Raw genomic sequence first — 24,971 nt, forward strand, 5'->3', positions numbered from 1 at the left:
CTGCCTTGTCCGCGCTTGCAAACGCTCCGTTTGCGGCTGCGAACGCCTCGTTTCACACTGCGAACGAGATATTTGCAGCTCGAAATGCCTCATTCAACGCTTCGTCTGCCACGTTTCACGCATCGAATGCGACGTTTAAAACATCAAATGCCTCATTTGACGCGGCGAATGCTTCATTCAACGCTGCCAACGTCTCGTTTCACACTGCGAATGAGGCATTCGATGCGTGCAATGCCTCATTCGCAGCCTCGGATGCGGCGTTCGCAGTGCCCGGCAAGGCATTTGAGGCAGGCTTTCCGCCTTAATTGCCCATGTACATGCCGCCGTTGACATGCAGCGTCTGGCCGGTGACATAGCCGCTTTCCTCGGCGGCAAGATACGCCACCGCAGCGGCCACGTCTTCCGGCTGGCCGATGCTGCCCAGCGGGATGTTGGCAAGGATGCTCTCCTTGATCTCCTCCGGCAGCTCGGTGGTCATGTCCGTGACAATATACCCCGGCGCGACGCAATTGACCGTAATTTTACGCGAGGCCAGCTCTTTGGCCATTGATTTGGTCAGGCCGATCAGCCCGGCCTTGGCTGCCGCGTAGTTCACTTGGCCCGCGTTGCCGACGCAGCCGATCACCGAGCTGATGTTGATGATCCGGCCCCAGCGTTTCTTCATCATGCCGCGCATCGCCTCTTTCGAGCAGACAAACGCGCCCTTGAGATTGGTGTTCAGCACCGCGTCCCAGTCCTCGTCCTTCATCCGGGCCATCAGGCCGTCGCGGGTGATGCCTGCGTTGTTGATCAGTATATCAACTCCGCCGTGGTCTGCGGAAATTGTTTTTACCGCGTTCTGCACTGCCGCGCTGTCGGTCACGTCAAAGCCGATGACAAAGCCCTTGCCGCCCGCAGCGGTGATTTCCGACAACACCTCTTCAGCGGCTGCGGCCCGGCTGACGTAATTAATGCCGACATTCGCGCCCTGAGCGGCCAAAAGCAGGCAAATCGCCCGGCCTATGCCCCGGCTGCCGCCAGTGACTAACGCTGTTTTTCCTGCAAGTGTCATAGCCTGCGCTGCTCCCTGATTTTCTGCGTCAGCAGGGGAAGGATTTCAAAAAGATCGCCAACCAAGCCGTAGGTGGCGAGGTCGAAGATCGGTGCCTTTTCATCGCGGTTGATGGCGACGATGGTTTCTGCCGATTGCATCCCGACCGTGTGCTGCACCGCGCCGGAAATGCCGCAGGCGATGTAGAGCTTGGGGCTGACCGTCTTGCCGGTCTGGCCGACTTGGCAGGGATAGCCAATCCAGCCTGCGTCCACAGCGGCCCGCGAGGCGGACACCGCGCCGTTCAGCTCGGTCGCCAGCTCGTGGAGCAAGGCAAAGCCCTTCTCGCTCGCCAAGCCGCGCCCGCCGCTGACTAACACTTCCTTTTCCTGAATATTCGCCTGCTGCTCCTGGCTGAACACCGTTTCCAGCACTTCAACCTTAGAGGCCAGCAGCTCCGGTGCGAGCGGCACTCTGATCACCTCGCCGCTGCGGGCCAAATCAGGCGCAAGCGGGGCCATGACATTAGGCCGCACCGTCGCCATCTGCGGGCGGGTTTGCGGGCATTCGATGGTTGCCATGATGTTGCCGCCAAAGGCCGGGCGGGTTTGCAGCAAAACCCCGTCTTCCGGGCGGATGGCAAGGGCGGTGCAGTCGGCGGTCAGGCCCGCGCCCAAGGCGTTCGCCACTTGCGGAATAACCGAGCGGCCAATGGCAGTTGCTCCGGCCAGCACCACTTCGGGTTTATGCTGGATAATCAAATGCTCTAAGACCTTTCCGTACACATCCTCGCGGTACTGCGCAAGGGCGGGGTCATCAGCCAGCAGCACCTTGTCCGCGCCAGCCGCGATCAACTCGGCGGCCTTGCTCTCGACATTGGCACCCAGCAGAACGGCGGTCAGGGCAGTGCCGCGCTGATCAACCAGCTTTCTGCCAATGCCCAGCAGCTCAAAGGCCACTGGCGCAACCACGCCGTGCCGCGCTTCAGCAAAGACCCAGATGCCAGACCAAGCAGACAAGTCGTTCGGCGCGGCTTTGGCAGCGGTTTCAATGCGCAGGGCACCGGGTTCGCAGTTGTCCACGCAGGAGCCGCAGAGCTTGCAGCCCTCGCCGACCACGGCAACGCCGTCCTTGAGGATGATGGCTCCAAAGGCGCAGTTGGCTTCGCAGACTCCGCAGCCGATACATAGGGTGGTGTCAACTATGAGCATATTTCGTTATAAATTTTCCATAAAATTTTCCATAAATGCTTCTCGTTCAGCTTGAGGCATTGCGTTGATTATTTTCGTTTCCTCCGGTGATATAAATCCCACTCGCGCTTCTGCACTAATACCAACTGAGGCTGTGACACCAACAAAAACTTTCTTTAAAAAGCGTAACACGTACTGATTTGTCGTACTGTTTGGGTCAAGAATGACATGGTGAATATTTTCATGAGCGGCTACTTTTTTCGCTCCTTCCTGCAAATCAAGAGGAGTGACAACAAAACCGCCCTGAGCACCTGTATCTTGAATACGGAACGCAAGCCCAGCCACGCTTTCTTGGTCAAGACGAGATGTTGTATAACGCCTACATTCAACAATCAGAAAACCATCGCCATTCTTAGCAACACCTTTAGCATCGATTTCCCAGTCAGTGCCACATGTTCCTGGAACATGCTGCTTTCCTTCTACGCATTCAAGGCCAAAATGCTCCGCAAATTTATTTAGAAGATATGTCACAACCTCTTCATATGTTTGCCACGATTTCTTTTCAGACATTGCGATCAACTCCTGCGATATATCTCTTCCCTTGTAAGCGGCTTGAACTCAGGTGCTTCTGCAAGATTTCCAATTCCTCTAACGGCCTATAAAACTTCCCCTGCTCGGCATCCGTGAAATCGTATTCATCCTTCATCTCAATATCATTACGAAGGTCTTGCAGGTTGGCAATCAGCTCTTCTTTCGACATCCCCTGAGTCTGATGCTCTGGATAATCGTTCAGATAACCTAAGTAGAACTCTCCGTCTTGCCAACAGGTATATTTGACTGTTCTCACAAACACCCCCGAATCTCCGCCACCAACTGCGCCACCTGCTCCGCTGCTGTGCCAGAGAACATCCTCCGGTTGCCGCGCGGCTCTGGCGAGAAGACCCGCGCCACCTTGGTCGGTGAACCAGCCAAGCCGATGTACTGTGGCTCCGCCTTGATATCCGCAGCAGAAATCACCTTGATTTCCGCCTTGTTAGCCCGCATCTTGCCTTTCAGAGAAGGCACCCGTGGCTCGTTGATGTCCTTGACCACGGTCAGCAAGGCAGGCAGCGGCAGCTGCACCACATCGTAGCCGTCATCCATCATCCGCTCAACCTGAAGAAACGTCGGTGTTGCCTCGCGGGTCTTCTGCACACAGGTGATGTATGGCAGCTTGAGCTGCGCCGCCAGTCCCGGCCCGACTTGCGCCGTGTCGCCGTCAATGGCCTGCTTGCCGCAGAGTATCAGATCAAACGTGCCCAAGCTCTGCACCGCTTTGGCAAGGGTGTAGGAAGTCGCCCACGTGTCTGCCCCGGCAAAGGCGCGGTCAGAGACCAGCACGCCCTCGTCCGCGCCGCAGGCAATCGCCTCCAGCAGCACGTCCTTAGCCTGGGGCGGCCCCATAGACAGAGCCGTGACCGTGCCGCCGAGCTGCTCCTTCAAGCGCACCGCCTCTTCCAAAGCATGGCGGTCAAAGGGATTCATGATCGCAGCCACGCCTTCCCGCGCCAAGGTGTTGGTCTTGGGATCAAGACGCACATCCTTGGCATCCGGCACCTGCTTGATGCAGACAATGATCTTCATGCGTATTCCCGGTTCAGTTTCTGACCAATGACATTGCGCTGAATCTGGTTTGTGCCCTCATAGATTTGTAGTATCTTGGCATCGCGCATCATCTTTTCCACCGGATATTCTTTCATGTAGCCATAGCCGCCCATGACTTGCACCGCATCTGTCGTCACCTTCATGGCAGTGTCTGTGGCAAAGACCTTGCACATGGAGGAAATCTTGCTTGCGTCCTCAGGATGCGCGTCAATGTGCCGGGCTGCGCCATAAACCAAGCCCCGTGCGGCCTCGGTCTGAATGGCCATGTCCGCCAGCATGTGCTGCACAGCCTGGAAGCTGATGATCGGTTTGCCGAACTGCACGCGCTGCTTGGCGTAGCGTGCCGCTTCGTCGAGTGCCGCCTGCGCCAAGCCCACGCCCAAGCTGGCAATACCTGGCCGCGACACATCCAAGGTCTTCATCACCGTGATAAAGCCGGTGCCCTTTCTGCCGATCAGCCTATCCTTGGGAATGCGGCAGTCCTTCATCACCAGCTCGCAAGTGGCGGACGAGCGGATGCCCATCTTGTTTTCCTTCTTGCCGTAGGAGAAGCCGGGATCGCCGTCCTCCACCACAAACATCGAGGCCCCGCGTATGCCTTTCTCCGGGTTGGTCAGAGCTATGACCGAGTAAATCTGCGCCTCGCCGCCGTTGGTGATCCACTGCTTGGTGCCGTTGAGGATCCAGCAATCGCCGCCGTCCACAGCCGTGGTGCGGATGCCTGCCGCATCGGAACCGGCGTTGGCCTCAGTCAGGCCAAAAGCAGCCAGACTCTTACCTTCAGCCACAGCCGGCAGATACTTCTGCTTCAGCTCCTCGCTGCCGGAAATCAGAATCGGCAAAATGCCCAGACCGCAGGCGGCAAAGCTGGTGGCCACGCCGACGCAGCCCCGCGCCAGCTCCTCCAGAGCCAGCACAATGTCAAAGATGCCGGTGCCCATGCCTCCGTAGGCTTCAGGCACCAGCACAGCGAAGAGATCAGCTTTAGCGATGTCAGCCAGCAGCTCGCCTGCGAACTCGTTGCGTTCGTCCAGCTCGGCCCGCTTGGGAATGATCTTCGCCTCGGCCAGCTCGCGGGCGGTCTCTTTGATCATCCGCTGTTCTTCTGTCAGAAAATAATCCACCGTGTTCTCCTTTGCTTCGCAACCGTCTGCCGTTCATGGGCATGAAACTTTTTTCCCTATGCACATGGGAAGAACCGTTCTATGTACATAGATGAACCTGTTCCATACACATAGATGCGAGGCAGTCATGTACATGGTTGCCTCTCACTCATGTACATGACCGTCTGACACTCATGCACATGATTCTCTCCCGCTCATGTGCATGAAACTGTTCCTTCCATGCGCGGTCTGGCCAAACGACGCTACCAGTCCAGCAGCATCGAACCCCAAGTGAAGCCGCCGCCGAACGAGCAGAGCAGCAGCTTGTCGCCGCGATGCAGCCGCCCTTCGCGCACCGCCTCATCCAAGGCTATAGGGATGCTGGCCGCTGAGGTGTTGCCGTATTTGTTCACGTTGCAGAAAATTTGCTCCGGTGCCGCGCCGAGCCGTTCGGCAAGATTGTCTAAAATGCGGATGTTGGCCTGATGGGGAATGATGAGCGAGAGGTCTTTGACAGCGAGCCGCTGCCGCTCCAACAATTGGCGGACAACATCCTCCATCGCCCTGACGGCGTATTTGAAGACATCGCGGCCAGACATCTGGATGACGCAGCCTTTGCTCTTCGGGTCGAGCAGGTCAGGATTGGTGCTGGCCGGGCTGTCCATGTAGAGCAGATTCCACAGGCTGCCGTCGGAAAGCAGGCAGCTATCAACAATGCCGCGTCCTTCCGCGCCGCCGACCACGCAGGCACCGGCTCCGTCGCCGAAAAGGATGCAGGTGTTGCGGTCGTCCCAGTCCACCCGCGCCGAAAGCGTTTCCGAGCCGATCACCAGCACTTTCATGCTCGGATCAGCGGCGATGTATTTGGCCGCCACATCTAGCCCATAAAGAAAACCGGAGCAGGCCGCGTTGAGGTCAAAGGCGAAGGCTTTGGCCGCGCCCAGCTCCGCTTGGACAAAGCAGGCGCAGGAGGGCATCAGCATGTGCGGGCTGATGGTGGCGACGATGATCAGGCCGATGTCCTCGGCGCGGACTCCGGCTGCATCCAAGGCACGGCGGGCCGCCCGCGTAGCAAGCTGGTAGTTCTGCTCGTCTGGCCCGGCGATGCGGCGGCTGCGGATGCCGGTGCGGGCGGTGATCCACTCGTCCGAGGTCTCCACCATCCGCTCCAGCTCCGCGTTGGTCAGCGAGCGTTCAGGCAGACAGGAGCCGGTGCCCAGCACTGCCGCCCGTCTCATGCCTGCACCGCTTCCTGCTGGAGATGACGGGTGATGGCTGCGTTGACTTGGCATTCAGCCATTTTGGCCGCTTCCTTGATCGCATTGCGGATGGCCACGGCTGAAGACGTGCCGTGGCAGATGATGCCCACTCCGTTGATGCCGAGCAGGGGAGCACCGCCGTATTCGGCGTAATCCACCCGCTTGCGGAAGGCGCGGAAGGCTGGGCGGATGAAGAAGGAGGCTATGCTGGCTCCCAAGGATTTCTTAATCTCGGTCTTGAGCATCTGCTGGATCGCTTCGGCCAGCCCTTCGCTGATCTTCAGAACGATGTTGCCGACAAAGCCGTCACAGACCACCACGTCCACGTCACCGCTGAAGACATCGCGGCCTTCGACGTTGCCGATGAAGTTCAGGCTGCTCGCCTTGAGCAGGTCATAGGCTTCCTTCACTGCCGCGTTGCCTTTGCCCGGCTCTTCACCAATACTGAGAAGACCAACGCGGGGCTTGGCCCGGTTCAGCAGCAGCTCAGAGCAGGACGAGGCCATGACCGCGAACTGATAGAGATGCTGCGGGCGGCAGTCCACGTTGGCGCCGATGTCGGTCACTAAAACCGGCTCTTTGAGCGTGGGGAAGACGCTGGCGATGCTGGGCCTAGAAATGCCCTTCAACCGTCCGAGCTGGAGGATGGCGGCGGTCATGGTCGCGCCGGAATGCCCGGCTGAGACCAGCGCGTCAGCACGGCCTTGCTTGACTAGATCAAAGCCCACCATAATGGTGGAGTCCTTTTTCCGGCGCACCGAGTCCACTGCCGCCTCGTCCATCGAGACAGTCTGCGGGGCATGAACGACGGAAAGGCGCGTCTCCGCGCCTTTGCCCCGCTGGGCCAGCTCGGCCCGCAGCAGCTCCTCCGGGCCGAGCAGCAGCACCTCGATGCCCGGATGCTGCTCGACCGCCTGGACGGCCCCGTCAATCAGCGGCCCGGAACCCCGGTCGCCGCCCATCGCGTCAAGGGCTATTCTCACAGCGGCTTAAGCCAGCTCGTCGCCCAGCTGATAGATGGTTTTGCCCTTGTACTTGCCGCAGCCGGAGCAGAGCTGATGCGGCATCTTCGGCTCGTCGCAGTTCGGGCAGCGGCCCACGGACGGAGCGGTGAGGAAGTCGTGCGCCCGCCGCTTGTGGGTGCGGGAATAGGAATGTCTTCTCTTAGGCAAGGCCATGATGGTTCTCCTTGAAATGTCTCCGCCCTGAGGCAGGGCCGGAAGGGTTATTTGTTCTTCAATGCCGCCAGAACGGCAAAGGGGGATTTCTTCGTTTCCAACGAGCAGCCGCAGCCGCCGGAGTTGAGGTCGGCACCGCAGCCGGGGCAAAGACCACGGCAGCCGGGTGAGCAGAGCTGCTTGACCGGCAGGCAGAGCAGCACCTGCTGACGGAGGATGTCCTCCAAGTCAGCCGCAGGCTCGTCCACCTGCACCACGTCCAATTCCGCCGCGCTGTCTAACTCCTTGACGCTCCAGTCCGCCTCCTCCGCGACTTCCAGCACCAAGCAGAAGTCGGTGTCCACAGGAAAATCGTAGTCGTTCAGACAGCGGTCACAGGTCAGGCGCAGGCCGGTGTGCAGGCTGCCGCGCACCTCGGTGCGGCTGTCGCCTTTGCGATGCAGCTCCAATTCAGCCTGCACCGAAGCGGCCCGGCGCAGACCGGCCTCAGCCAGCCATGCGTCGTCCGTGATGCTGTAACGGCTTCCGTTGGCGGGGATTTCTGCAAATGGAACTTTCACGATGGGCACCTGTCGTGCAGCGCGGCTGCGGGACACTAAAAAGTAAAATCATACACAAAAAAGCCTGCTCATGCCAAGAAAAAAAGCGCGGCCCGGCAGAAATGGCCTGCGCTGCCTCGTTTTTCCCTTGGCCGCAGGCGGCGGATGCCGCTATGATAGGGGCCAGAACAGCGGCTCCCTTCGGCTGCGCTCAGGGAGCTTCGTGCCCTGAGCGCAGCCGGAAGGCACGAAGCGCATTCAGCATCGTGCAGCTATCACACCAAGGGAAAAGAGCATGAAAAAAGGCGGCGGACAGGCGGCGGTACCGGAGACGGTGGCAGAATTTCTCGGCAAAATCATGCCCTTCAAGGAGCTTGATCCTGAAACCATCCGGCAGGTGGCACGGCAGGTCAAAATTGATTTCTTCCCCAAGGGCACCAAGCTGCTGCAAGCGGGCAAGAGCGAGATCAATTATCTCTATCTGATCCAGCAGGGCGGGGTGAAGTCCTTCATCATCGACGATGAGGGCGCGGTGACACTCAAGGACTACCGGGGCGAGGGCGACTACATCGGCGCGCTGGGCATCATCCGGGGCGCGCTCGCCAATCTCGACGTGGAGACGGTGGAGGACACCTTCTGTTTCCTGCTGCCGAAAGCGGTGTTCCTCGAGCTGATCAGCAGCCAGCCCGGCTTTTCCCAGTATTACCTCAAGAGCTTCTCTGAAAAAGTGGTGGCCGCAGCCTACAGCGAGCTGCGGCGGCACCGCATGGGCCGGAGCAGCGACAGCAACCTGCATCTTTTCTCCATTCAGGTCGGCGACATCATCCGGCAGGCACCGCGCAAGATCGCGGCTGACGCAAGCATCCGCGAGGCCGCCGGCAGAATGGCCGAGTTCCGCGTGGCATCGCTGCTCATCCATGAGCCGGACGACGAGGAAAAGATCATCGGTATTGTCACAGACCGCGACCTGCGCAACAAAGTGCTGGCGCCGGGCCGCGACTCCGGCGAACCGATCCGGGCGGTGATGTCCTCGCCCGTGGCTTCGGTGCTGTCGGAGTCCACCTGCTTTGACGCGCTGCTGAAGATGATGTCCACCTCCATCCATCATTTAGCTGTGGAGCGGGCGGAGCGGATCATCGGCGTGATCACCTCGCACGACATTGCGCTGCTCCAAGGCCATGCGCCGTATTCCTTGTTCAAGGAAATAGGCAGGCAGCAGCAGATTGAAGGCCTGCATCCGCTCTCGCGCAAAATCCCGGAGATGATCCGCAACCTGATCCGCGAAGGAGCGCGGGCTGGCCACATCTCGCGGATGATCTCCATCCTCAATGATCAAATTTTGGAGCAGCTGCTCACCCTGCTGGAAGAGGAGCTGGGGCCGCCGCCGGCAGACTACTGCTGGCTGCTGATGGGATCTGAAGGACGACGCGAACAGACCTTCCGCACTGATCAGGACAACGCCATCATCTACGAAGACCCGGCGGACGAGGCCCATGCCAAGGAATGCGCGGCGTATTTCTCCGGTTTCGCCCGGCGGGCCATCGGCCATTTGGTGCAGTGCGGCTACCCGCTTTGTCCGGGCGGCATCATGGCTGTCAATCCCAAATGGCGGCAGCCGCTCTCGGTCTGGAAGCAGTATTTCACTGACTGGGCGGCCACGCCGGATCCGCAGGAGCTGCTGCACGCCACCATCTTCTTTGATTTCCGCGCCGGTTTCGGCAAGTCCGCGCTGGCCGACGAGCTGCGCCAGCATCTGAGCGCCGTCACCCGGCGGCAGGAGCTGTACCTGCTCCATCTTGCCCGGCAGTGCATGGCCGCGCGCACGCCGCTTTCCTTTTTCAAGAATTTCATTGTTGAAAAGGACGGCGAGCACAAGAACAAGTTGGACATCAAGGTGCAGGGCATCACGCCCTTTGTCAACTTCGCCCGCGTGCTGGCTCTCAAGCACGGCATCCGCGAGACCAACACCTTGGCCCGCCTGCATGTGCTGGCTCAGGAGAACATCATCAGCGGCGAGCTGCTGAAAGCGGCCACTGATGCGTACGAGATGCAGCAGCAGCTGCGGCTGGTGCATCAGCTCAACCAGCTGGAGGCGGAGGAGGAGCCGGACAACCATATTGATCCAGGGCATCTGTCGGAATTAGACCGGCGGCTGCTCCGCGATGCCTTTGAGGTGATTGACCGCCTGCACGGGATGCTGCGGACGCTCTATCCGGCGGTCTGATCATGCTGACTCTGCTGCGCAAAGTCTTCGGCCTGCGCGAGCCGCATCCCATCCTGCGGCGGAATGCGCAGCTGTTCACGGATTTCAATCAAGGCAGGCCGCTGCACGAATACTGCTTCACGGTTTTTGACACCGAGCTGACCGGCCTCAGCCGCCGCAAGGATCAGCTCATCTCCATCGGCGCGGTGCGGGTTGAGAACTTGCAGATCATCCCTGGCGAGCAGTTCCACAGCCTGATCCGGCCTGACAGCATTCAGCCGAACAGCGCCACCTTCATCCACCGCATCACCCCGGAGCAGCTGGAAGATGCGCCGCCTTTAGAGGATGTTTTGCCGGAATTCATCGAATTCTGCGGCAACAGCCTCTTGGTCGGCCATTTTGTCGACCTTGACATGCACTTCCTCAACAAGGCGGCGGAAAAGGAGCTGGGCGGCTCCATTTCCAATCCCAGCATTGACACCATGCGGCTGGCCCGCCGCTGTCAAAAAGCGCAAAACAAGGACTTCTACGGCGGCTGCGACCAGTCGGCGGCCTGCAACCTCGACGCGCTGGTGGAGGAATTCAATCTGCCCAAGTTCAAGCCGCACGACGCGCTGGAGGACGCGCTTCAGACAGCATATCTTTTTTTGTACTTGGTGAAAAAATTCCGTCAGGACGGCATTGCCACACTGAAGGAGCTGTACGGCGCTGGCCGTCAGCGCGGCTTCTGAGGCGGGCAAACCTTTTCCGCATTCTTTTCAGGCTTGACGAAAAGCACGGCAGCAGGTAAACTTATGCGCCATACGAAAATGAAACACACTCTCTGGGGCGGCGGGGTGTTCCTGCCGTCTGGAGAAATTTAAAAATTTTAACGGAGGGCATTTATGAACAACGATGCGCAGGCGTACTGGAAGGCCAACATCCGGCTGGTGCTGGGCTGTCTGGCCGTCTGGTTCTTCATCTCCTACGGCTGCGGCGTGCTCTTTGCCGAGCCGCTGAACAGCATCAGGATACTGGGCGGCTATCCGCTCGGCTTCTGGTTCGCCCAGCAAGGGTCGATCTACGGCTTTGTCATTCTGATTTTCGTCTACGCCTGGCGGATGAATCAGTTGGACAAGAAATTCGGCGTTCAAGAAGACTGAGAGGAGAACTGACCCATGAGTCCGCAGTTAGTCAACTACTTGGTGGTGGGCGCGACTTTCGCCCTCTACATCTGGATCGCGGTCAAGTCCCGCGCCGGCTCCACTGGCGAGTTCTACGTGGCCGGCAAGGGCGTGCATCCGGTCCTCAACGGCATGGCCACCGGCGCGGACTGGATGTCCGCCGCCTCCTTCATTTCCATGGCGGGCATGATCGCCATGAAGGGCTATGACGCGTCCGTCTTCGTCATGGGCTGGACCGGCGGCTACTGCCTGCTGGCCATGCTGCTGGCGCCGTATCTGCGCAAGTACGGCAAGTTCACCGTGCCCGCCTTCATCGGCGACCGCTACTATTCGGATGCGGCCCGCATCGTCGCGGTCATCTGTCTGATCATCGCCTCGCTGACCTACGTCATCGGCCAGATGAAGGGTGTCGGCGTGACCTTCTCCCGCTTCTTCGAGATGTCCTACGAAAACGGGCTGATGGTCGGCATGTTCATCGTCTTCATCTATGCGGTCTGGGGCGGCATGAAGGGCATCACCTACACCCAAATTGCCCAGTACTGCGTGCTGATCTTCGCCTACACCGTGCCTGCTGTCTTCATTTCGCTCCAGCTGACCGGCAACCCTGTGCCGCAGCTTGGTCTCGGCGGCCAGATGAACGACGGCTCCGGCATGTTCTTCTTAGACAAGCTGAACAATACCCTGCTTGATCTCGGCTTCGGCGAATACACCGCCCGCAAAGGCAGCATGCAGAACATTTTTCTCTACACCCTCTGCCTGATGATCGGCACCGCCGGTCTGCCGCACGTCATCACCCGCTTCTTCACCGTGCCCAAGGTCAAGGACGCGCGCTCCTCAGTGGGCTGGTCATTGGTCTTCATCGCCGCTCTGTACACCACCGCTCCGGCGGTCGGGGCGATGGCCCGCTTCAACCTGATGGAAACCATCAAGCCGACCTCCGGCCCCAACGCCGGCGAGTGGATCAAGTACGACGAGCGGCCTGAGTGGTTCAAGAAGTGGGAGGCGACCAAGCTGCTTCAGTTTGAGGACAAGAACGGCGACGGCCGCATTCAGTACCTCAGCGACGCAGCGCAGAACGAGATGGTCAAGGTGGACAACGACATCATGGTGCTGGCCAACCCGGAGATCGCGCATCTGCCGGTCTGGGTCATCGCCTTGGTGGCCGCAGGCGCCATTGCCGCCGCGCTTTCCACGGCCGCCGGTCTGCTCTTGGCCATCTCCTCCTCCATCTCGCATGACCTGCTCAAAGGCATCTTCGCCAAGAACATGAGCGACAAGAACGAGCTGCTGGCAGGCCGCATCGCCATGGGCGGAGCGATCATCGTGGCCGGATATTTCGGCCTCAATCCTCCGGGCTTTGCCGCGCAGGTGGTTGCCTTGGCCTTCGGCTTGGCCGCCTCCTCCATCTTCCCGGCCCTGATGATGGGCATTTTCGTCAAACGGATCAATAAAGCGGGAGCCATCGCCGGAATGCTTTCCGGCATCGGCGTGACCATGGTTTACATCTTCTGGTTCAAGGGCTGGTTCTTTGTGCCTGGCACCGAGATGGCCAAGGACGTGGCTGAGAACTGGCTCTTCGGCATTTCTCCCGAAGCCTTTGGCCCGATCGGCGCGCTGGTGAACTTCGTTGTTGCTTATGCGGTGTCCAGCGTCACCCCGCCGCCGCCGGAGCACATCCAGCATCTGGTTGAGGACATCCGGGTGCCGGGCGTGGTGAAGAGAAAGTAGCAGGCAGCAGCAGAAACAGTTTCAGCGGCCCTCCGGAGCAAACCGGGGGGCCGTTTTTTTTTGATCGAGCCGCTGTTGCAATCGCTGTGCGTGTTGAAGAGCGCTCTATTTTTTGCCAATCAGCACCTCAATCCGCTCCCGCAGTCCAGCCAGCCCTGCCGGGCTGTTCGCGCTGAGGCAAAGGCCGTCCTCAGCCGCAGCAATCTGCGGCGGCAGGAGCGCGTCCGGGAGCAGGTCTATTTTGTTGTAGATCCGCAGACAGGGAATCTGCTCCAGCTCCAGCTCGCGCAGGAGGCTGTCCACAGTCTCAGCCTGCTGCGGCCAAGCGGGATTGGCTGCGTCAATCACATGCAGAAGCAAGTCCGCCTCGTGCAGCTCCTCCAGCGTCGAGGCGAAAGCCTTGAGCAGCTCGGCGGGCAGATTGCGAATGAAGCCGACAGTGTCGGTCAGCACTGCCTCTGTGCCGCCGGGCAGGCGGAAGCGGCGCGAGGTCGGGTCAAGGGTGGCGAAGAGCATGTCTTCAGCGAGAATGTCCGCGCCGGTCAGGCTGTTGAGCAGGGTGGACTTGCCCGCGTTGGTGTAGCCGACAAGCGAAACCACCGGCACCTCGTGCTTGCGGCGGCGGCTCCGGCGATGCTGCCGCTGGCGGCCCACCTCCTTCAGCTCGTCGCTCAGGCGTGCGACGCGGTCTTTGATCCGGCGGCGGTCAATCTCCAGCTTGGTCTCGCCAGGGCCGCGCGCGCCAATGCCGCCGGTGAGCCGCGAGAGCGCGTCGTCCCGGCTGGCGAGAAAAGGCAGCAGGTATTTGAGCTGGGCCATCTCGATTTGCAGCCTGCCTTCCCGCGAAAGGGCGCGGCGGGCGAAGATGTCAAGGATGAGCTGGGTGCGGTCAATCACCCGCAGATCAGTGCGGCTGGTAATTGAGCGCACCTGCGAGGGGGTCAGTTCCTGATCGAAAATGAGCAGATCAGCCCCGCTGCGGATGCTCGTCAGCATGACTTCCATCAGCTTGCCCCGGCCCAAGATGAAGCGCGGATCCGCTTTGCCGCGCTGCTGCATCACCCGCTCCACGACATCCACGCCAGCGGCGCGGGCCAGCTCGGCCAGCTCCAGCATGGACTCCGCCGCCAAGCCGCGCGAGCCGCTGCTGACCGAAACAAGGATGGCCCGGTCGCGCCCCTTGTCCACTGCGCGCAGCGGCTGGCTGCGGGCCAGCTCCTCTTCAAGGCCTTCGATCAGACCGAGGCAGGAGAAGGCTTCCTCGGCCGGGCGGAACGGCTCCAGCAGCCGCCAGCCGTCGCCGCCGCCGCGCTCAGGCTGAATATGGACGCTGCGCAGCAATTCCGGCTGGCCGCCGCTGAGCGTCAGCACGGCCATCAGATCCAGACGGAGGCAGACCAGGTCCATGATGTCCTCCTCGTCCGGGCCGTTCATGCTGAAATGCGTGTGGATGCAGCGCAGGCCGCAGAGCCTGCCGCCGCCGCTGCGGGCGTTCTGCAAAACCGGGATCACGATGCGGTCGTGGTCGCCGACAATGACGGTCTCGACCAGGCCGGAACGCTGGATGAGCAGGCCAAGCTGGCGGTTCAGCTCTATGGACAAGGCCGCCAGACTGCGGGCGGCATCCCGGCTGATCACCTCGTCCGGGCTGATCTTCTTCTTGAGCAGCAGCTCCAGCTGCCGGAGCTGGCCGCTCTTCAATCCTGCTGCATGGCCGACGATGGAAATGATGGTCTCCTTGCCTGAAATGGAGGCGATATGCCCCGCCTTTTCAGCATACCCGTGCGCCGCCGTTTTTTCAAGCCGGGTTTGCCCGCGCTCTTTCCTCTTTGAAAAACAGCGGCAAGCTGTTAAGCTGCATTTCGTTGAATCCAGTTCTTCCCCAAGGAGGATGCCCATGCGATCTATGCTCCGAACAGCCGCTCTGGCTGCGGTTTTTCTGTTTTTTTTCCAGCCGCTGCCAAGCTCGGCCAGCTGGAACATGGCCAAACCGCTGAAAGACCTGCTTGCCCGGCGGTCCGAGCAGAAGAAGCAGGAAGAAACCGCTGCAACGGCCCGGCCAGCCCGGTTCAAAGACAACGGCGACGGCACTTTGACTGACCGCCGCACCGGCCTGCTCTGGCTGAAAAACGCCAACTGCGCCGCTTTTTTTGAAGAGGATCAGAGCGGCGGCAAAAACAGCCGCTCCTGGCATGAGGCCCGCGTGGCGGCCAGCCGACTTGGCGACGGCTTCTGCGGCCTGAAGGACGGCTCGCAGGCAGGCGACTGGCGGCTGCCAACGCGGGAGGAGCTGCTGGAGATCTCCAACGATGTCAGCGGCGGGCAGAAATGGGAGGCGGGCGAGGTGCTGCTTGACATCCAGCCCTTCTACTACTGGTCATCCAGCGTCGGCGATTTGTATCCTGATTACGCCTTTTATGTCGGCATCACCTACGGCATGGACAGTCATGCCTTCCAGCTCAACAGCTTCCATGTCCTGCCGGTGCGGGATCAGAAGAAAGATTGAGCCGCCGCGAATTTTTCAAGATAACAATGCCTGATTTCAAACACCTGCTTTCGGTCGCCCGCAGCTATCTTCAGGATGTCGACCTGAGTCCGCTGGAGCGGGCCTACGCCTTTGCCTGCGAACTGCACAAAGACCAGCTCCATCTTTCCGGCGAGCTGTACGTCCGGCATATCCTTGATGTGGCCACCACCATCGCCTCGATGAAGTTAGACGTGGTGACGATCACGTCCGGCCTGCTGCACGGGGCGATCCGCCACGGCTACGCGGTCCAAGAGGAGCTGGCGGCGCAGTTCGGGCCAGAGGTCGCCAACATCGTCAGCGGCGCGACCCGGATCACCAGCGTCCGCTACGACTCCAGCCTGACGCATCAGGCCGAGAACATCCGCCGGCTTTTTCTGGCGATGGGAGCGGACATTCGGGTGCTGCTCGTCCGCTTGGCCGACCGCCTGCACGACATGCTCGGCCTGCATAACGCGGACGAGGAGCGGCGGCGGCAGCTGGCGCGGGAGACCATGGATCTCTACGCGCCCTTGGCCAGCCGCCTCGGCATCGACTGGATGAAGCGGCAGCTCGAAGACCTCTCCTTTCAGCATCTTTTCCCGGCGGAGCACGAGTCGCTGATCAAGCATATAGACAGCACCATCGGCGAGCGCGAGAAATACGTGCAGGAAGTCATCGCCATCCTGCGCGGCAAGCTGAAGGCGGCGGGCATCACCCCGCTGCGGGTGCTGGGCAGGCCCAAGCATCTCTACTCCATCTACAAGAAATTGGTGGTGCAGAACATCCCGGTCGAGCAGGTCTACGACAAGGTGGCCTTCCGCATCATTGTCAGCACCGTGCATGAGTGCTACGCGGCTCTTGGCACCATCCACGGCAGCTGGACTCCGGTGCCGGGCCGGATCAAGGACTTCATCTCCGCGCCCAAGTCGAACAACTACCAGTCGCTGCACACTTCAGTGGTTGGGCCGGGCGGGCATTTCATGGAGATCCAGATCCGCACCCAGGCCATGGACGAGGTGGCGCAGGAGGGCGTGGCCGCGCACTGGGCCTACAAGGAGGGGCAGAAGATCAACCGGGAGGATGCCCGCCTCTTTCAGGAGCTGAAGCGGCTGGTGCAGGGGATGCAGGAGGTGGAGGATCCGGTTGAGTTCCTCGACACCGTGCGCGGCGAGCTGTACGACCCGGACATCTACGTTCTCACCCCGACTGGCGAGGTGCGCGAGCTGCCGCGCAACGCCTCGCCGATTGATTTTGCCTACGCCATCCACACTTCGGTGGGTGACCGCTGCGCCGGAGCGCGGGTCAATGGCCGCATCGTGCCGCTCAAGCACGAGCTGCAAAACGGCGACATTGTTGAGATCATCACCGCCAAAGAGCCGCATCCCAAGCAGGCTTGGCTGCAAATGGCCAAGACCAGCCGGGCCAAGGCGAGAATCCGGCAGTGGCTGCGCAAGGAGGAGAAGGCCCGCGCCCTTGAGCTGGGCCGGGAAATTTGCGAACGCGAGCTGAAGAGCCGCGAGACCAGCCTGAAGAAGCTGATCAAGAGCGGCCTGCTCCGCGAGCTGCTGACCAAGCTCCGCGCTGCTTCGCTTGATGACATGCTGACCAAGGTCGGCGCAGGCGAGCTGACTGTCCAGCAGATAGAACGCGCCCTGCTGCCGGATGAGCAGCTCAAAGCGGAGGAGCAGCAGCGGCAGGAGGCGGAGCTGCGCGAGAAGGTGGAGAAGGCAGCAGACGGCGAGTCCAAGGCGGGCAGGCCGGTGCCTGCCGGACGCGGGGCGGTGCAGGTGGACGGCATCGACGATCTGCTGATCAAAATCAGCCAGTGCTGCCGTCCGGTGCCGGGCGACGAGATCATCGGCTACATCACCATGGGCAGCGGCGTGGCTGTGCACAAGGCCAAATGCCCCAGCCTCCTCACTGCCGAGCCGGAGCGCCTGCTGGAGGTGCGGTGGTCGGACGGCGGGGCCGGGCCGCACCGCGCCGAGCTGCTTTTGAAAGCCCATGACCGGAAGAATCTCCTTGCCGACATCAGCTCGGCCATTTCCAGCGACGACGCAAACATCATCGAGATGCACTCGCGCACCCGGTCGGACAATGTCGCCGAGTTCCGCGTGCTGGTCGAGGTCAGCGGCTTGGATCAGCTCCACCGTCTGCAAATCCACCTCAGTCAGCTGCCGAGCGTGACCGAAGTGCGCCGGGCCGGGCGGGCCTGACAGGCGGGCAGCGATGCGCCTGAGGCGGCAATGAGGGAGCTGTGCTGCGGGATCTGCGGCAACGAGGTGGATCCGGGCCTGCGCCGCTGCCCTTACTGCGAGTCCGCGCTGGAGCTTGTCTTGCCCGGCCAGCTTGATCTGCATAAAATCGTCAATCTCAAGCAGGGGATGCCGACAGTGGAGCAGGCGCTGCTCCGTCTTGACCGTGAGCTGGCGCAGGCCAAGCTGGAGCGGCGGCGTGTGCTGACTCTGATCCACGGCTACGGCTCCAGCGGCGCGGGCGGCTTCATCCGGCAGGAGGTGCGCGCCCGCCTGCTCTACCTTCAGCACCGGGGCAGCATCAGGGAGATCGTCTGCGGCGAGGATTTCAGCTCCCGCAGCGGGCCGGGCCGGAACATTCTCCGCTGTTTTCCCGTCCTCCGCCAGCATGGCGATTTGAACAAAGGCAATCCGGGCATCACGCTGGTCGCGGTGTAAGCTGCGTCTCATCAAAAATAAAAAGGAGATGCCCTGCGGTATCTCCTTTTTATTTTCTTATTAGTGGAATCAATCGCCTGCGCCAGAAGCGAATTTTAACCTTCTCCGTCAGGCCGCTGCAAGCAGGCGCGCAGGCCCACGCCGACATGGTCACGACCGATCAGCAGTCGGTGATGCAGCAGTTCTGACGGAAGACGGCGTGAGCCATCACCCAGCTGCTCCCCCTGCTTGCTTACACCCGCTCCGCATCGGGCGCAATGCTGCTTCTACCAATCTTACCGATATGGCTGTACACGGCGGTCGTGCCGTCCTCTGAAATCACCCAAACTTCCTGCGCCCCTTTGGCTAAATAAAGATCAACTTTGCCCCTAATCTCCGCCTTGGCATTGGAAGGCGAGACAATCTCAATGCAAAGTTCCGGCGCCTTAGGATACGGCGTTTCATAGGCAAACTGGCGGATGAACGCATCCGAAGCCCAGACCACATCCGCCACTTTCACGCCCTCTGAGGTTTGAATCGAACATTCGGTGATGACCTCGCCGCTTGGCAGCTTGTTGATCAGATTGGCGGCCATGCGCCCTTGAATGCGCCCGTGCCGGTTGGAGGCAGGACTCATCAGGATGGTGCCGAAGCGGTTCAGTTCAATCTTGAAGGGCAGATTCTGGAGAAGGGGATTGCTGAGGACTTCAGTCCATTCCATGAGGGTTCTCCTGCGGGATGAGGTTGCCAAGCATTGTGCATTCCAATGTATGCAACTTTTGTCTGCAAAGCAAGTTTATCTGGCAGGAGACGGAGACGGGAAGCAGGTCGTTTGCCGCTCACTTCCCCGCCTTAGCCATCACCCAGCACATGAGCACCCACTGGATGCCGCTGAACCAAGCGATGAGCAAGGCGGTGAGGAAATAGTCAAGCGGGGGCCAAGCGACAACGACCTTTGGCTGATAGATGGCTGTCAATGCGAAGGCAACCCAGTGGCCGAAGCAGTAGCCGCAATGCAGCAGCTCGCCGAAGAAGGCGTTCCTTTCCGTCACCCACTCCCGCAGCCGTTTGAACAGCTTGGTTTCGGTGACGGTGAAGGAAATGGATGCGGTGATGAAGGAGAGGTAGATTGCGGTTTGCATGTGCCCTGCGCAGGACAGCTAACAGCCGGTTGAACAGTGGGCCACAGGGCGCAGCATGAATTTTTTTGTGCAATTCATTATCTGCCTTGTATTGTCATAAAGATTACTTCTGTATAGCAGGCTGAAATAATTACTGCACTTTCTTCAGCCTGCTATACCGTCAGCTTACTCTGTTAACATCCCCAACCAAAACACTTGCGAGCAACTTGCCTACCACCCACCTTAACAGTTGCGCAAGCCCCTGTTGGAATACCCCACGTGGTACATATTGATCCGCAAACAGAGGCAGAACCATCTGGTATGCTGCTTGGCACGTTAATGCATTTTCTTCCGACAATGGGAAGATTAACACATGCTTGACCATTCTCGATGGAAGCATCAATGCAATTCCAAGCACTTACGGTAACGTATGATTGAAAGGTCTGGCTGATAGCCTTTCTGTCCACTGGTGCATGTTGCTTTGGCATAAACGGCATAATATTCCTCCTTAGTTGATATAAATGAGCCTTGCACCATTCAAGGCTCAGAAGTTCCGCTGAAAGAGCATGTGCACCCTTGAACAATCCGGCTGCAATCTATCTGGATGTCCCTGCTCATCTCGCAGCAAAGATCGCATATAAATTGACTGTTTGCAGGAACAACCCCTTCAGTGTTCCAATTTGAACACGTTGCTGTGCAGACTTTTCTTTCGACAGCCGAAACGCAATTAGGTAATGTCATTGCAGTGTTCTCCTCAGATCAAGACTGCGCCCAAGAACGGACTTTGCCAATAGTCACTGGCAGCACCTCGCTCACATCCACTGTGTAGCGATAGACACGACGCGAACGAAGTGTGTTGTCCGGGTCAAAGAACGTCAGCTTCACATCGTAGCAGTCAGAATCCGGGCGGCAAAGCGGGCTTTTCTCGACCGTGATTTCATCAAGCACACGCCGCTGGCCCTCGTTCGTCTCTGTCACCAGCACCGACGTGATCTGGAATGCGTTGGTGGCGGAGAAATTCAAGGCGCGTTCCTGCGGTGTTATACCCAAGTTGCGGTAATCGTAGTACACACGGTTCAGATAATCCCGCAGCTGGCTGTCCGCCATTCTTGCTCTTTCTTCAGAAACTTCAGCAGATGCCCTCATATTGCTGACAGCAGCTTCCGCCAAGGCACCAAGCGTCCAGCTGTACATGCCCCGCACTTCCGGGACAATAACCGGCACAGCCTGACCAGACATCAGCTTGATGGTGCCGCCAATGTATCCAGGAATGGAGACACGCTCTATTTTGTTGTCTGCCAAGAACTCACGCAGCCGTTCATAGGCCACGCTGGCGAATGGCCCTTGCGGCACAATCGCATAAATCGGGGTCGCATCCAGATTCAGCGTCCAGATCAGATTCTGGGCGGCCCAAGGATTCTTTGCCAGATACTCCAGCAGGCTTGCGCCCATCATGTCCTGCGTGAAAGAGTCCTTCCGGGCTTCGCTGCCAAAGTCGGTGCCCAGCTCGCCCAGCGCGTAAACCAGCCTTGCGCCGCCTGGACATGAAGGACAGCCTGCTGAAGGTGTCACCGCCGCAGGCACCGGTGCAGAGGCAACCGCCGCGCTGGGCTGAACACCTTCAGCCGTCTCAAGAGCAGCATCCTGCTCAAGCACTTCTTCCTTGGCTCCGCCGCAGCCGCAAGCTGATGGCGTGACCATCACTTCGTTTTCCGACATAACACTTCCTCCTTGTGCTGACTTAGTTAATGAACTACAACTTCCTGAAACATTTATCCTTCCCATCAAACACCGCTGCTGCTCCGTCCCTTGGGGCAGATTGCACGGCAAGACATTTTGCAAAAGAACCTCGCGGATTGCATGAGGAGATGCCTGCCTGCCCTGCTGGCGCAGAAGGCTCAACAGCAAGGCGGCAATGCCTGATACTGTCGGCGCGGCGAAGCTGGTGCCGCTTCTGCGCGCTGTGCCGCCGCCGGACAATGCGCCGAGAATATTTTCTCCTGGCGCGAGAATTCCCTGCGACTGATACGCCTTGCCCCAGTTGCTGACCGCAACCGGCTGCCCAATGCTGTCCATCGCCCCGACTGCCAGCACAGACTCCAAGGCTGCGGGCACATGCAGGCAGTCGCAGCCGTCATTGCCCGCCGCCGCAACCAGCAGCACATCACGTTCCTGGCAGAGGCGGATGGCGTTCATCAGCAGCCGGTCAGCTTCCCCGGAAGGCGCCAGCTGGCCGCCGCTGATGTTGATGACATGCGCTCCGGCTTCAACCGCCTGTGTGATCGCCCGCGCCAAGTCAATCTGAGAACAGGGAGCCAAGCCTCCGTTCGGCTCATCAGCAAAGACCGGCACCAGAAGCCCACGGCATTTGGGCGCAATCCCCTTCACTTCGCTCTGATGCTGGCCGAAGATGATGCTGGCGACATGGGTGCCGTGCTGGGCCGCCGTGCCGCCGCCCGCTGCGCTGCTGTCTTCCGCGCTGAGGCTGCGCAACGCCGCTCCGGCAAAGCAGGGATGAGAAAGGTCTGCCGGGCCGTCAAGCACCGCGACAACAACTTCCGGGCTGCCGAGAGTTTCGGCCCAGAGTTCCTTCAGGCCCGGAAGGATGCCCGCAGTGTCATTGTGTGTGGTCATGGCGCAAAAGACAAAGCTGTCCTGAGAATAATTCTTATCCTTTCTTTTCGTAATCATTCGTGATACGATCAATAAGCAGCAATTTACCGACGCATTGGCATTCAGTCAATAAAAAATTTCATTTGTCTGCAATAAATTCTACAGATTATGAGTTTCAGGCAGTCATGATCGTGACTGCCTGAAACTCACGCTCGTGATGTTCAGTTCATCACGTTCATGATCTCCTGAGAATCATGCTCATGATCTTCTGTCTGTAATGCCCATGAGTTCATGCCGCTCGCAATCATTCCTGCATGATGTTTTCCTGTTGACAGAAAACGCCGCGCCCTTTACCATGCCTGTTCATACACTTTCATGTTCATGCCGAGCAATTAACTGAATTGGAGGACAGTTATGGCAACCGTACAGTGGAGACCTGAAGTCAACCCCCTGACCACGCCGCAGTCTTGGCGGCCCCTGCATCTGCCGCATGACACAAGCGGCGGCAATGACTTGGCCGCCCGGATCGCGCAGAAGCATTCCGCGCTGGACGAGGAGATGGTCAAGACCACGCTGAAAGCTCTGGTGGAGGAGATCAAGCTGGACTTGATCAACGGCAATCAGGCCGCGCTGGAGGATGCGTTCACTTTCCGCGTCTCCCTGAACGCCCGTCTGGATGAGCCGGACGATCCGCTGCCGCCGACAGAGAAAATCCTGAATGTCCGGGTCATTGTCGCCAAAGCCTTTCAGGCGGAGGTGGGACGGCTCGCGCAGCTGGAGCGGCTGCCTGTGTCAAAGAAGCTGCCGCTGATCACCTCTGCTGAAGACATGGTGCTGAAGCTGAACGACGTGCTCAATCCGAACGGCGCGCTGCATCTGAGCGGCAGCGCCCTCCTCTTTGATCAGGAGAACGAGGTCTGCGGCTGCGTGCTCGAAGGAACGCGCGGCGGCAGGCAGAGGCAGACCCGCTGCACTGCGGTCTTCAATTCAGAAATCACCCTCCTGCCCGACATTCCCGTTCAGCAAGACCCTTGGAACAACGAGTACATCCTCTCCATCTCCACCCAGTACACCGAGAACGGCACGCTGCGCACCGGCATCTACGAGCGCAGGCTGCGCACGCCGCTGGCAGTGGTTTTGGGGACAGAGACCGGCATTCTCAGCGGCGGCGGAACAGCGCCGCTGGTCTCGGTCACAGGCGGGACGCTGACCGCAGCCAGCGCGCGGGCGCGCATTCAGGTTCTGCTGGACGCGCAGGACGGCGACTTGCGCTTTTCGTTGTTGGATATGAAGGATGGCGGCGCGGCAGGCGATGCAGTGCGCGTGGCTGCCAACGGGACGTGCACGCTGCCCGGCTATGCTGGTTCAGCCCTGACCAGCTTGGAGGTGCGGGTCAACAAATACAACACCTTGGCGGGCATGGTCAGAAGCCCTTACGGCGGCAGATTGGTGGATATACTGGATGTGCGGCAAGGGAGCTAATCGCAGAAATAAAAAAGGAGATGCCGCAAGGCATCTCCTTTTTCGTTCCTTGGCGGAATCAGACGGGATTACATGCCTGCGCCGGAAGCAGCCTTCTGCATCTTGACCTCAACTTTCTCGGTCAGGCCGCTGTAGTAGGCGCGCAGGTGCTCCAGAACTTCCTCGCGGCCAAAGTGGTCAACCACCGGCTGACCCTCGGACAGCGCCTTGCGCAGCTTGGTGCCGGAGAGGATGACGCGGTCTTCCTTGCTGTGGTTGCAGGTGCGCAGCGAAGCCATGCCGTCGCACTTATGGCAATAGAAGGTCCAGTCGATCTTCATCGGCTTGCAGAGCAGGTCTTTGCCAGCGATGCCGGTGACCGGCACGCGGTCGAAGATCTCCTGGGCCTCAAACAGGCCGTAGAAGTCGCCCACACCGGCATGGTCACGACCGATCAGCATGTCGGTGATGCCGTAGTTCTGGCGGAAGGTGGCGTGCAGCAGGGCCTCGCGCGGGCCTGCGTAGCGCATATCCAGCGGATAGCCTGCGTTGATGACGTTGTCTTTGACAAAGTAGTTGTCAATCAGAATCTCGATGGCCTTCACGCGCACCGGCGCAGGAATGTCGCCAGGCTTCAGGTTGCCGATCAGGGAGTGGATCAGCACGCCGTCGCAGACCTCAATGGCGATCTTGGCCAGGAACTCATGCGAGCGGTGCATCGGGTTGCGCAGCTGAAGAGCGGCAACCTTGGACCAGCCGCGCTCCTCAAACATGGCGCGGGTCTCAGCCGGGGTCAGGTACACGCCCGGATACTCGGACGGATAGCTGCCCTGAGACAGCACTTTCACCGGGCCGGCGATGTTCACGTCCTTCTGGTTCATGACCATGATCACGCCGGGATGATCCGCCGGAGCAACCTGCCAGAACTTGCCGTCCACAGAGTCCGCGCCGGAACCCATGAAGACCTTCTCGCACTCCCACTTTTTGTCGGCCTCGGTCATGTCGAACTTCTCAGTGACCTTCATGGTGGCCATGATCTCGCCGTCAGCTTCCAGCGCGATCTCGTCGCCGGCGGTGATGGCGTTGGCATCTTCCTTGGAGATGTCCAGAGTGATCGGCACGGGCCAGAAGGTGCCGTCAGCCAGCTGGAAGTTCTCGCAGACGTTCTTCCAGTCAGCCTTGGTCATGAAACCGGACAGCGGGGAGAAGCCGCCGATGCCCATCATGATCAGGTCGCCCTTGGCGCGGGCGCTGACTTTCACCTTCTTCAGACCTGCGGCCTTCTCTTTCTCTGCGGCCAGCTCGCTGCCATGCAGCAGAGCGCAGACCAGACCTTTGCCGCCGTGGGGGGCTACCAGTTTAGACATGACGTGTTCCTCGTTCAAATGATGGTTTATTTTCTCTTAAAGAAATGCGGCGCATTAAGGCCGCAGCAAGAACTGTTTCTCTGAAGATGAAATCTTCTAATATAGGACAATGGGCGGGGAAGTCAAGCGAAAAACAAGCGGAGCGGAAAAAGACAACGGCCCCCGGCGCGATGCCGGGAGCCGTTGCCGCAAAC

23 protein-coding genes are annotated in these 24,971 nt (G+C 59.7%); 8 read left to right on the plus strand and 15 right to left on the minus strand.

The features are described from left to right. Nucleotides 1–301: 301 nt before the first annotated feature. From fabG to ACNKH3_RS12220, 10 genes are all read right to left on the minus strand, one after another. Nucleotides 302–1,051, minus strand: coding sequence for a 3-oxoacyl-ACP reductase FabG (gene fabG, locus ACNKH3_RS12175; protein WP_417915999.1), 750 nt, complete (start codon nucleotides 1,049–1,051; stop codon nucleotides 302–304). Further along, a complete protein-coding gene (locus ACNKH3_RS12180) occupies nucleotides 1,048–2,241 on the minus strand; it encodes an FAD-binding protein (protein WP_417915998.1) in 1,194 nt (397 codons plus the stop codon). The genes fabG and ACNKH3_RS12180 overlap by 4 nt, the downstream gene beginning before the upstream one ends. A 6-nt stretch (nucleotides 2,242–2,247) precedes the next feature. Next, entirely contained in the window at nucleotides 2,248–2,790 is a 543-nt protein-coding gene (locus ACNKH3_RS12185; RefSeq protein ID WP_417915997.1) for a restriction endonuclease, read from the minus strand. Beyond that, a complete protein-coding gene (locus tag ACNKH3_RS12190; protein ID WP_420209420.1) occupies nucleotides 2,783–3,073 on the minus strand; it encodes a hypothetical protein in 291 nt (96 codons plus the stop codon). The genes ACNKH3_RS12185 and ACNKH3_RS12190 overlap by 8 nt, the downstream gene beginning before the upstream one ends. Beyond that, nucleotides 3,064–3,843, minus strand: a complete 780-nt coding sequence (locus tag ACNKH3_RS12195; RefSeq protein WP_417915995.1) for an electron transfer flavoprotein subunit beta/FixA family protein — start codon at nucleotides 3,841–3,843, stop codon at nucleotides 3,064–3,066. The genes ACNKH3_RS12190 and ACNKH3_RS12195 overlap by 10 nt, the downstream gene beginning before the upstream one ends. Then, nucleotides 3,840–4,988 (minus strand): acyl-CoA dehydrogenase family protein, encoded by a 1,149-nt coding sequence (locus tag ACNKH3_RS12200; protein ID WP_417915994.1) that lies wholly within the window; start codon nucleotides 4,986–4,988, stop codon nucleotides 3,840–3,842. Before ACNKH3_RS12200 ends, ACNKH3_RS12195 begins: the two co-directional genes overlap by 4 nt. Before the next feature lie 242 nt (nucleotides 4,989–5,230). After that, on the minus strand, nucleotides 5,231–6,205 hold the full coding sequence (locus tag ACNKH3_RS12205; RefSeq protein WP_420209421.1) for a beta-ketoacyl-ACP synthase III: 975 nt from the start codon (nucleotides 6,203–6,205) through the stop codon (nucleotides 5,231–5,233). Beyond that, nucleotides 6,202–7,209, minus strand: coding sequence for a phosphate acyltransferase PlsX (gene plsX / locus ACNKH3_RS12210; protein WP_420209422.1), 1,008 nt, complete (start codon nucleotides 7,207–7,209; stop codon nucleotides 6,202–6,204). Before plsX ends, ACNKH3_RS12205 begins: the two co-directional genes overlap by 4 nt. A 6-nt stretch (nucleotides 7,210–7,215) precedes the next feature. Next, on the minus strand, nucleotides 7,216–7,404 hold the full coding sequence (gene rpmF, locus ACNKH3_RS12215) for a 50S ribosomal protein L32 (RefSeq protein ID WP_420209423.1): 189 nt from the start codon (nucleotides 7,402–7,404) through the stop codon (nucleotides 7,216–7,218). Between the two features lie 47 nt (nucleotides 7,405–7,451). After that, nucleotides 7,452–7,964, minus strand: coding sequence for a YceD family protein (locus ACNKH3_RS12220; RefSeq protein ID WP_420209424.1), 513 nt, complete (start codon nucleotides 7,962–7,964; stop codon nucleotides 7,452–7,454). A 274-nt stretch (nucleotides 7,965–8,238) separates the two neighbouring features. Here ACNKH3_RS12220 and ACNKH3_RS12225 point away from each other — a divergent pair, with 274 nt between their 5' ends. The 4 genes from ACNKH3_RS12225 to ACNKH3_RS12240 all read left to right on the plus strand — a co-directional run bounded on the left by ACNKH3_RS12225 (nucleotide 8,239) and on the right by ACNKH3_RS12240 (nucleotide 13,037). Continuing rightward, nucleotides 8,239–10,167 carry a DUF294 nucleotidyltransferase-like domain-containing protein gene (locus ACNKH3_RS12225; RefSeq protein ID WP_417915963.1) on the plus strand — a complete coding sequence of 643 codons (1,929 nt, stop codon included), beginning with the start codon at nucleotides 8,239–8,241 and terminating at the stop codon, nucleotides 10,165–10,167. A gap of 2 nt (nucleotides 10,168–10,169) precedes the next feature. After that, on the plus strand, nucleotides 10,170–10,877 hold the full coding sequence (locus ACNKH3_RS12230; protein WP_420209425.1) for a PolC-type DNA polymerase III: 708 nt from the start codon (nucleotides 10,170–10,172) through the stop codon (nucleotides 10,875–10,877). A gap of 153 nt (nucleotides 10,878–11,030) precedes the next feature. Beyond that, nucleotides 11,031–11,288 (plus strand): DUF4212 domain-containing protein, encoded by a 258-nt coding sequence (locus tag ACNKH3_RS12235; RefSeq protein ID WP_417915975.1) that lies wholly within the window; start codon nucleotides 11,031–11,033, stop codon nucleotides 11,286–11,288. Nucleotides 11,289–11,303: 15 nt separating this feature from the next. Next, nucleotides 11,304–13,037 carry a sodium:solute symporter family protein gene (locus tag ACNKH3_RS12240; protein ID WP_420209426.1) on the plus strand — a complete coding sequence of 578 codons (1,734 nt, stop codon included), beginning with the start codon at nucleotides 11,304–11,306 and terminating at the stop codon, nucleotides 13,035–13,037. A 105-nt stretch (nucleotides 13,038–13,142) separates the two neighbouring features. On the opposite strand, the gene hflX is transcribed toward ACNKH3_RS12240, so the two are convergent. Further along, nucleotides 13,143–14,936: a GTPase HflX gene (gene hflX, locus ACNKH3_RS12245; RefSeq protein ID WP_420209427.1), complete on the minus strand. Its 1,794-nt coding sequence runs from the start codon at nucleotides 14,934–14,936 to the stop codon at nucleotides 13,143–13,145. On the opposite strand from hflX, the gene ACNKH3_RS12250 reads away from it, so the two are divergent. Genes ACNKH3_RS12250 through ACNKH3_RS12260 form a run of 3 tightly spaced genes read left to right on the plus strand, consistent with a single transcriptional unit; the run spans nucleotide 14,935 to nucleotide 18,236 of the window. Then, on the plus strand, nucleotides 14,935–15,543 hold the full coding sequence (locus tag ACNKH3_RS12250; protein WP_420209428.1) for a DUF1566 domain-containing protein: 609 nt from the start codon (nucleotides 14,935–14,937) through the stop codon (nucleotides 15,541–15,543). The two genes, hflX and ACNKH3_RS12250, sit on opposite strands and share 2 nt — an antisense overlap. Nucleotides 15,544–15,569: 26 nt before the next feature. Next, a complete protein-coding gene (locus tag ACNKH3_RS12255) occupies nucleotides 15,570–17,759 on the plus strand; it encodes a RelA/SpoT family protein (RefSeq protein WP_420209429.1) in 2,190 nt (729 codons plus the stop codon). Nucleotides 17,760–17,789: 30 nt separating this feature from the next. Next, a complete protein-coding gene (locus ACNKH3_RS12260; protein ID WP_420209430.1) occupies nucleotides 17,790–18,236 on the plus strand; it encodes a Smr/MutS family protein in 447 nt (148 codons plus the stop codon). Between the two features lie 232 nt (nucleotides 18,237–18,468). On the opposite strand, the gene ACNKH3_RS12265 is transcribed toward ACNKH3_RS12260, so the two are convergent. The 3 genes from ACNKH3_RS12265 to ACNKH3_RS12275 all read right to left on the minus strand — a co-directional run bounded on the left by ACNKH3_RS12265 (nucleotide 18,469) and on the right by ACNKH3_RS12275 (nucleotide 21,970). Continuing rightward, nucleotides 18,469–18,936, minus strand: a complete 468-nt coding sequence (locus ACNKH3_RS12265) for a Uma2 family endonuclease (RefSeq protein WP_417916733.1) — start codon at nucleotides 18,934–18,936, stop codon at nucleotides 18,469–18,471. 118 nt (nucleotides 18,937–19,054) lie between these two features. Beyond that, nucleotides 19,055–19,357, minus strand: a complete 303-nt coding sequence (locus ACNKH3_RS12270) for a DUF1360 domain-containing protein (RefSeq protein WP_420209431.1) — start codon at nucleotides 19,355–19,357, stop codon at nucleotides 19,055–19,057. Between the two features lie 738 nt (nucleotides 19,358–20,095). Further along, nucleotides 20,096–21,970 (minus strand): S8 family serine peptidase, encoded by a 1,875-nt coding sequence (locus tag ACNKH3_RS12275; protein ID WP_420209432.1) that lies wholly within the window; start codon nucleotides 21,968–21,970, stop codon nucleotides 20,096–20,098. Nucleotides 21,971–22,363: 393 nt separating this feature from the next. Between ACNKH3_RS12275 and ACNKH3_RS12280 the strand changes: the two genes are divergently transcribed. Next, on the plus strand, nucleotides 22,364–23,431 hold the full coding sequence (locus ACNKH3_RS12280; RefSeq protein WP_420209433.1) for a DUF4469 domain-containing protein: 1,068 nt from the start codon (nucleotides 22,364–22,366) through the stop codon (nucleotides 23,429–23,431). Between the two features lie 68 nt (nucleotides 23,432–23,499). Here ACNKH3_RS12280 and sat read toward each other — a convergent pair whose 3' ends face one another. After that, nucleotides 23,500–24,777 (minus strand): sulfate adenylyltransferase, encoded by a 1,278-nt coding sequence (sat, locus tag ACNKH3_RS12285; RefSeq protein ID WP_420209434.1) that lies wholly within the window; start codon nucleotides 24,775–24,777, stop codon nucleotides 23,500–23,502. Nucleotides 24,778–24,971 lie beyond the last annotated feature (194 nt).

The organism is Candidatus Electronema sp. JC, assembly GCF_048287365.2.
GTDB lineage: Bacteria > Desulfobacterota > Desulfobulbia > Desulfobulbales > Desulfobulbaceae > Electronema.

What these genes read in the sequence shown, in the direction of transcription:
- ACNKH3_RS12250 (WP_420209428.1), top strand. Translation starts at nt 14,935, where the DNA reads ATGCGATCTATGCTCCGAACAGCCGCTCTGGCTGCGGTTTTTCTGTTT.
- rpmF (WP_420209423.1), bottom strand. Translation starts at nt 7,404, where the DNA reads ATGGCCTTGCCTAAGAGAAGACATTCCTATTCCCGCACCCACAAGCGG.
- ACNKH3_RS12225 (WP_417915963.1), top strand. Translation starts at nt 8,239, where the DNA reads ATGAAAAAAGGCGGCGGACAGGCGGCGGTACCGGAGACGGTGGCAGAA.
- ACNKH3_RS12205 (WP_420209421.1), bottom strand. Translation starts at nt 6,205, where the DNA reads ATGAGACGGGCGGCAGTGCTGGGCACCGGCTCCTGTCTGCCTGAACGC.
- ACNKH3_RS12235 (WP_417915975.1), top strand. Translation starts at nt 11,031, where the DNA reads ATGAACAACGATGCGCAGGCGTACTGGAAGGCCAACATCCGGCTGGTG.
- ACNKH3_RS12230 (WP_420209425.1), top strand. Translation starts at nt 10,170, where the DNA reads ATGCTGACTCTGCTGCGCAAAGTCTTCGGCCTGCGCGAGCCGCATCCC.
- ACNKH3_RS12280 (WP_420209433.1), top strand. Translation starts at nt 22,364, where the DNA reads ATGGCAACCGTACAGTGGAGACCTGAAGTCAACCCCCTGACCACGCCG.
- ACNKH3_RS12275 (WP_420209432.1), bottom strand. Translation starts at nt 21,970, where the DNA reads ATGACCACACACAATGACACTGCGGGCATCCTTCCGGGCCTGAAGGAA.
- fabG (WP_417915999.1), bottom strand. Translation starts at nt 1,051, where the DNA reads ATGACACTTGCAGGAAAAACAGCGTTAGTCACTGGCGGCAGCCGGGGC.
- ACNKH3_RS12185 (WP_417915997.1), bottom strand. Translation starts at nt 2,790, where the DNA reads ATGTCTGAAAAGAAATCGTGGCAAACATATGAAGAGGTTGTGACATAT.
- ACNKH3_RS12180 (WP_417915998.1), bottom strand. Translation starts at nt 2,241, where the DNA reads ATGCTCATAGTTGACACCACCCTATGTATCGGCTGCGGAGTCTGCGAA.
- hflX (WP_420209427.1), bottom strand. Translation starts at nt 14,936, where the DNA reads ATGGGCATCCTCCTTGGGGAAGAACTGGATTCAACGAAATGCAGCTTA.
- ACNKH3_RS12240 (WP_420209426.1), top strand. Translation starts at nt 11,304, where the DNA reads ATGAGTCCGCAGTTAGTCAACTACTTGGTGGTGGGCGCGACTTTCGCC.
- ACNKH3_RS12270 (WP_420209431.1), bottom strand. Translation starts at nt 19,357, where the DNA reads ATGCAAACCGCAATCTACCTCTCCTTCATCACCGCATCCATTTCCTTC.
- ACNKH3_RS12195 (WP_417915995.1), bottom strand. Translation starts at nt 3,843, where the DNA reads ATGAAGATCATTGTCTGCATCAAGCAGGTGCCGGATGCCAAGGATGTG.
- ACNKH3_RS12265 (WP_417916733.1), bottom strand. Translation starts at nt 18,936, where the DNA reads ATGGAATGGACTGAAGTCCTCAGCAATCCCCTTCTCCAGAATCTGCCC.
- ACNKH3_RS12255 (WP_420209429.1), top strand. Translation starts at nt 15,570, where the DNA reads ATGCCTGATTTCAAACACCTGCTTTCGGTCGCCCGCAGCTATCTTCAG.
- ACNKH3_RS12260 (WP_420209430.1), top strand. Translation starts at nt 17,790, where the DNA reads ATGAGGGAGCTGTGCTGCGGGATCTGCGGCAACGAGGTGGATCCGGGC.
- sat (WP_420209434.1), bottom strand. Translation starts at nt 24,777, where the DNA reads ATGTCTAAACTGGTAGCCCCCCACGGCGGCAAAGGTCTGGTCTGCGCT.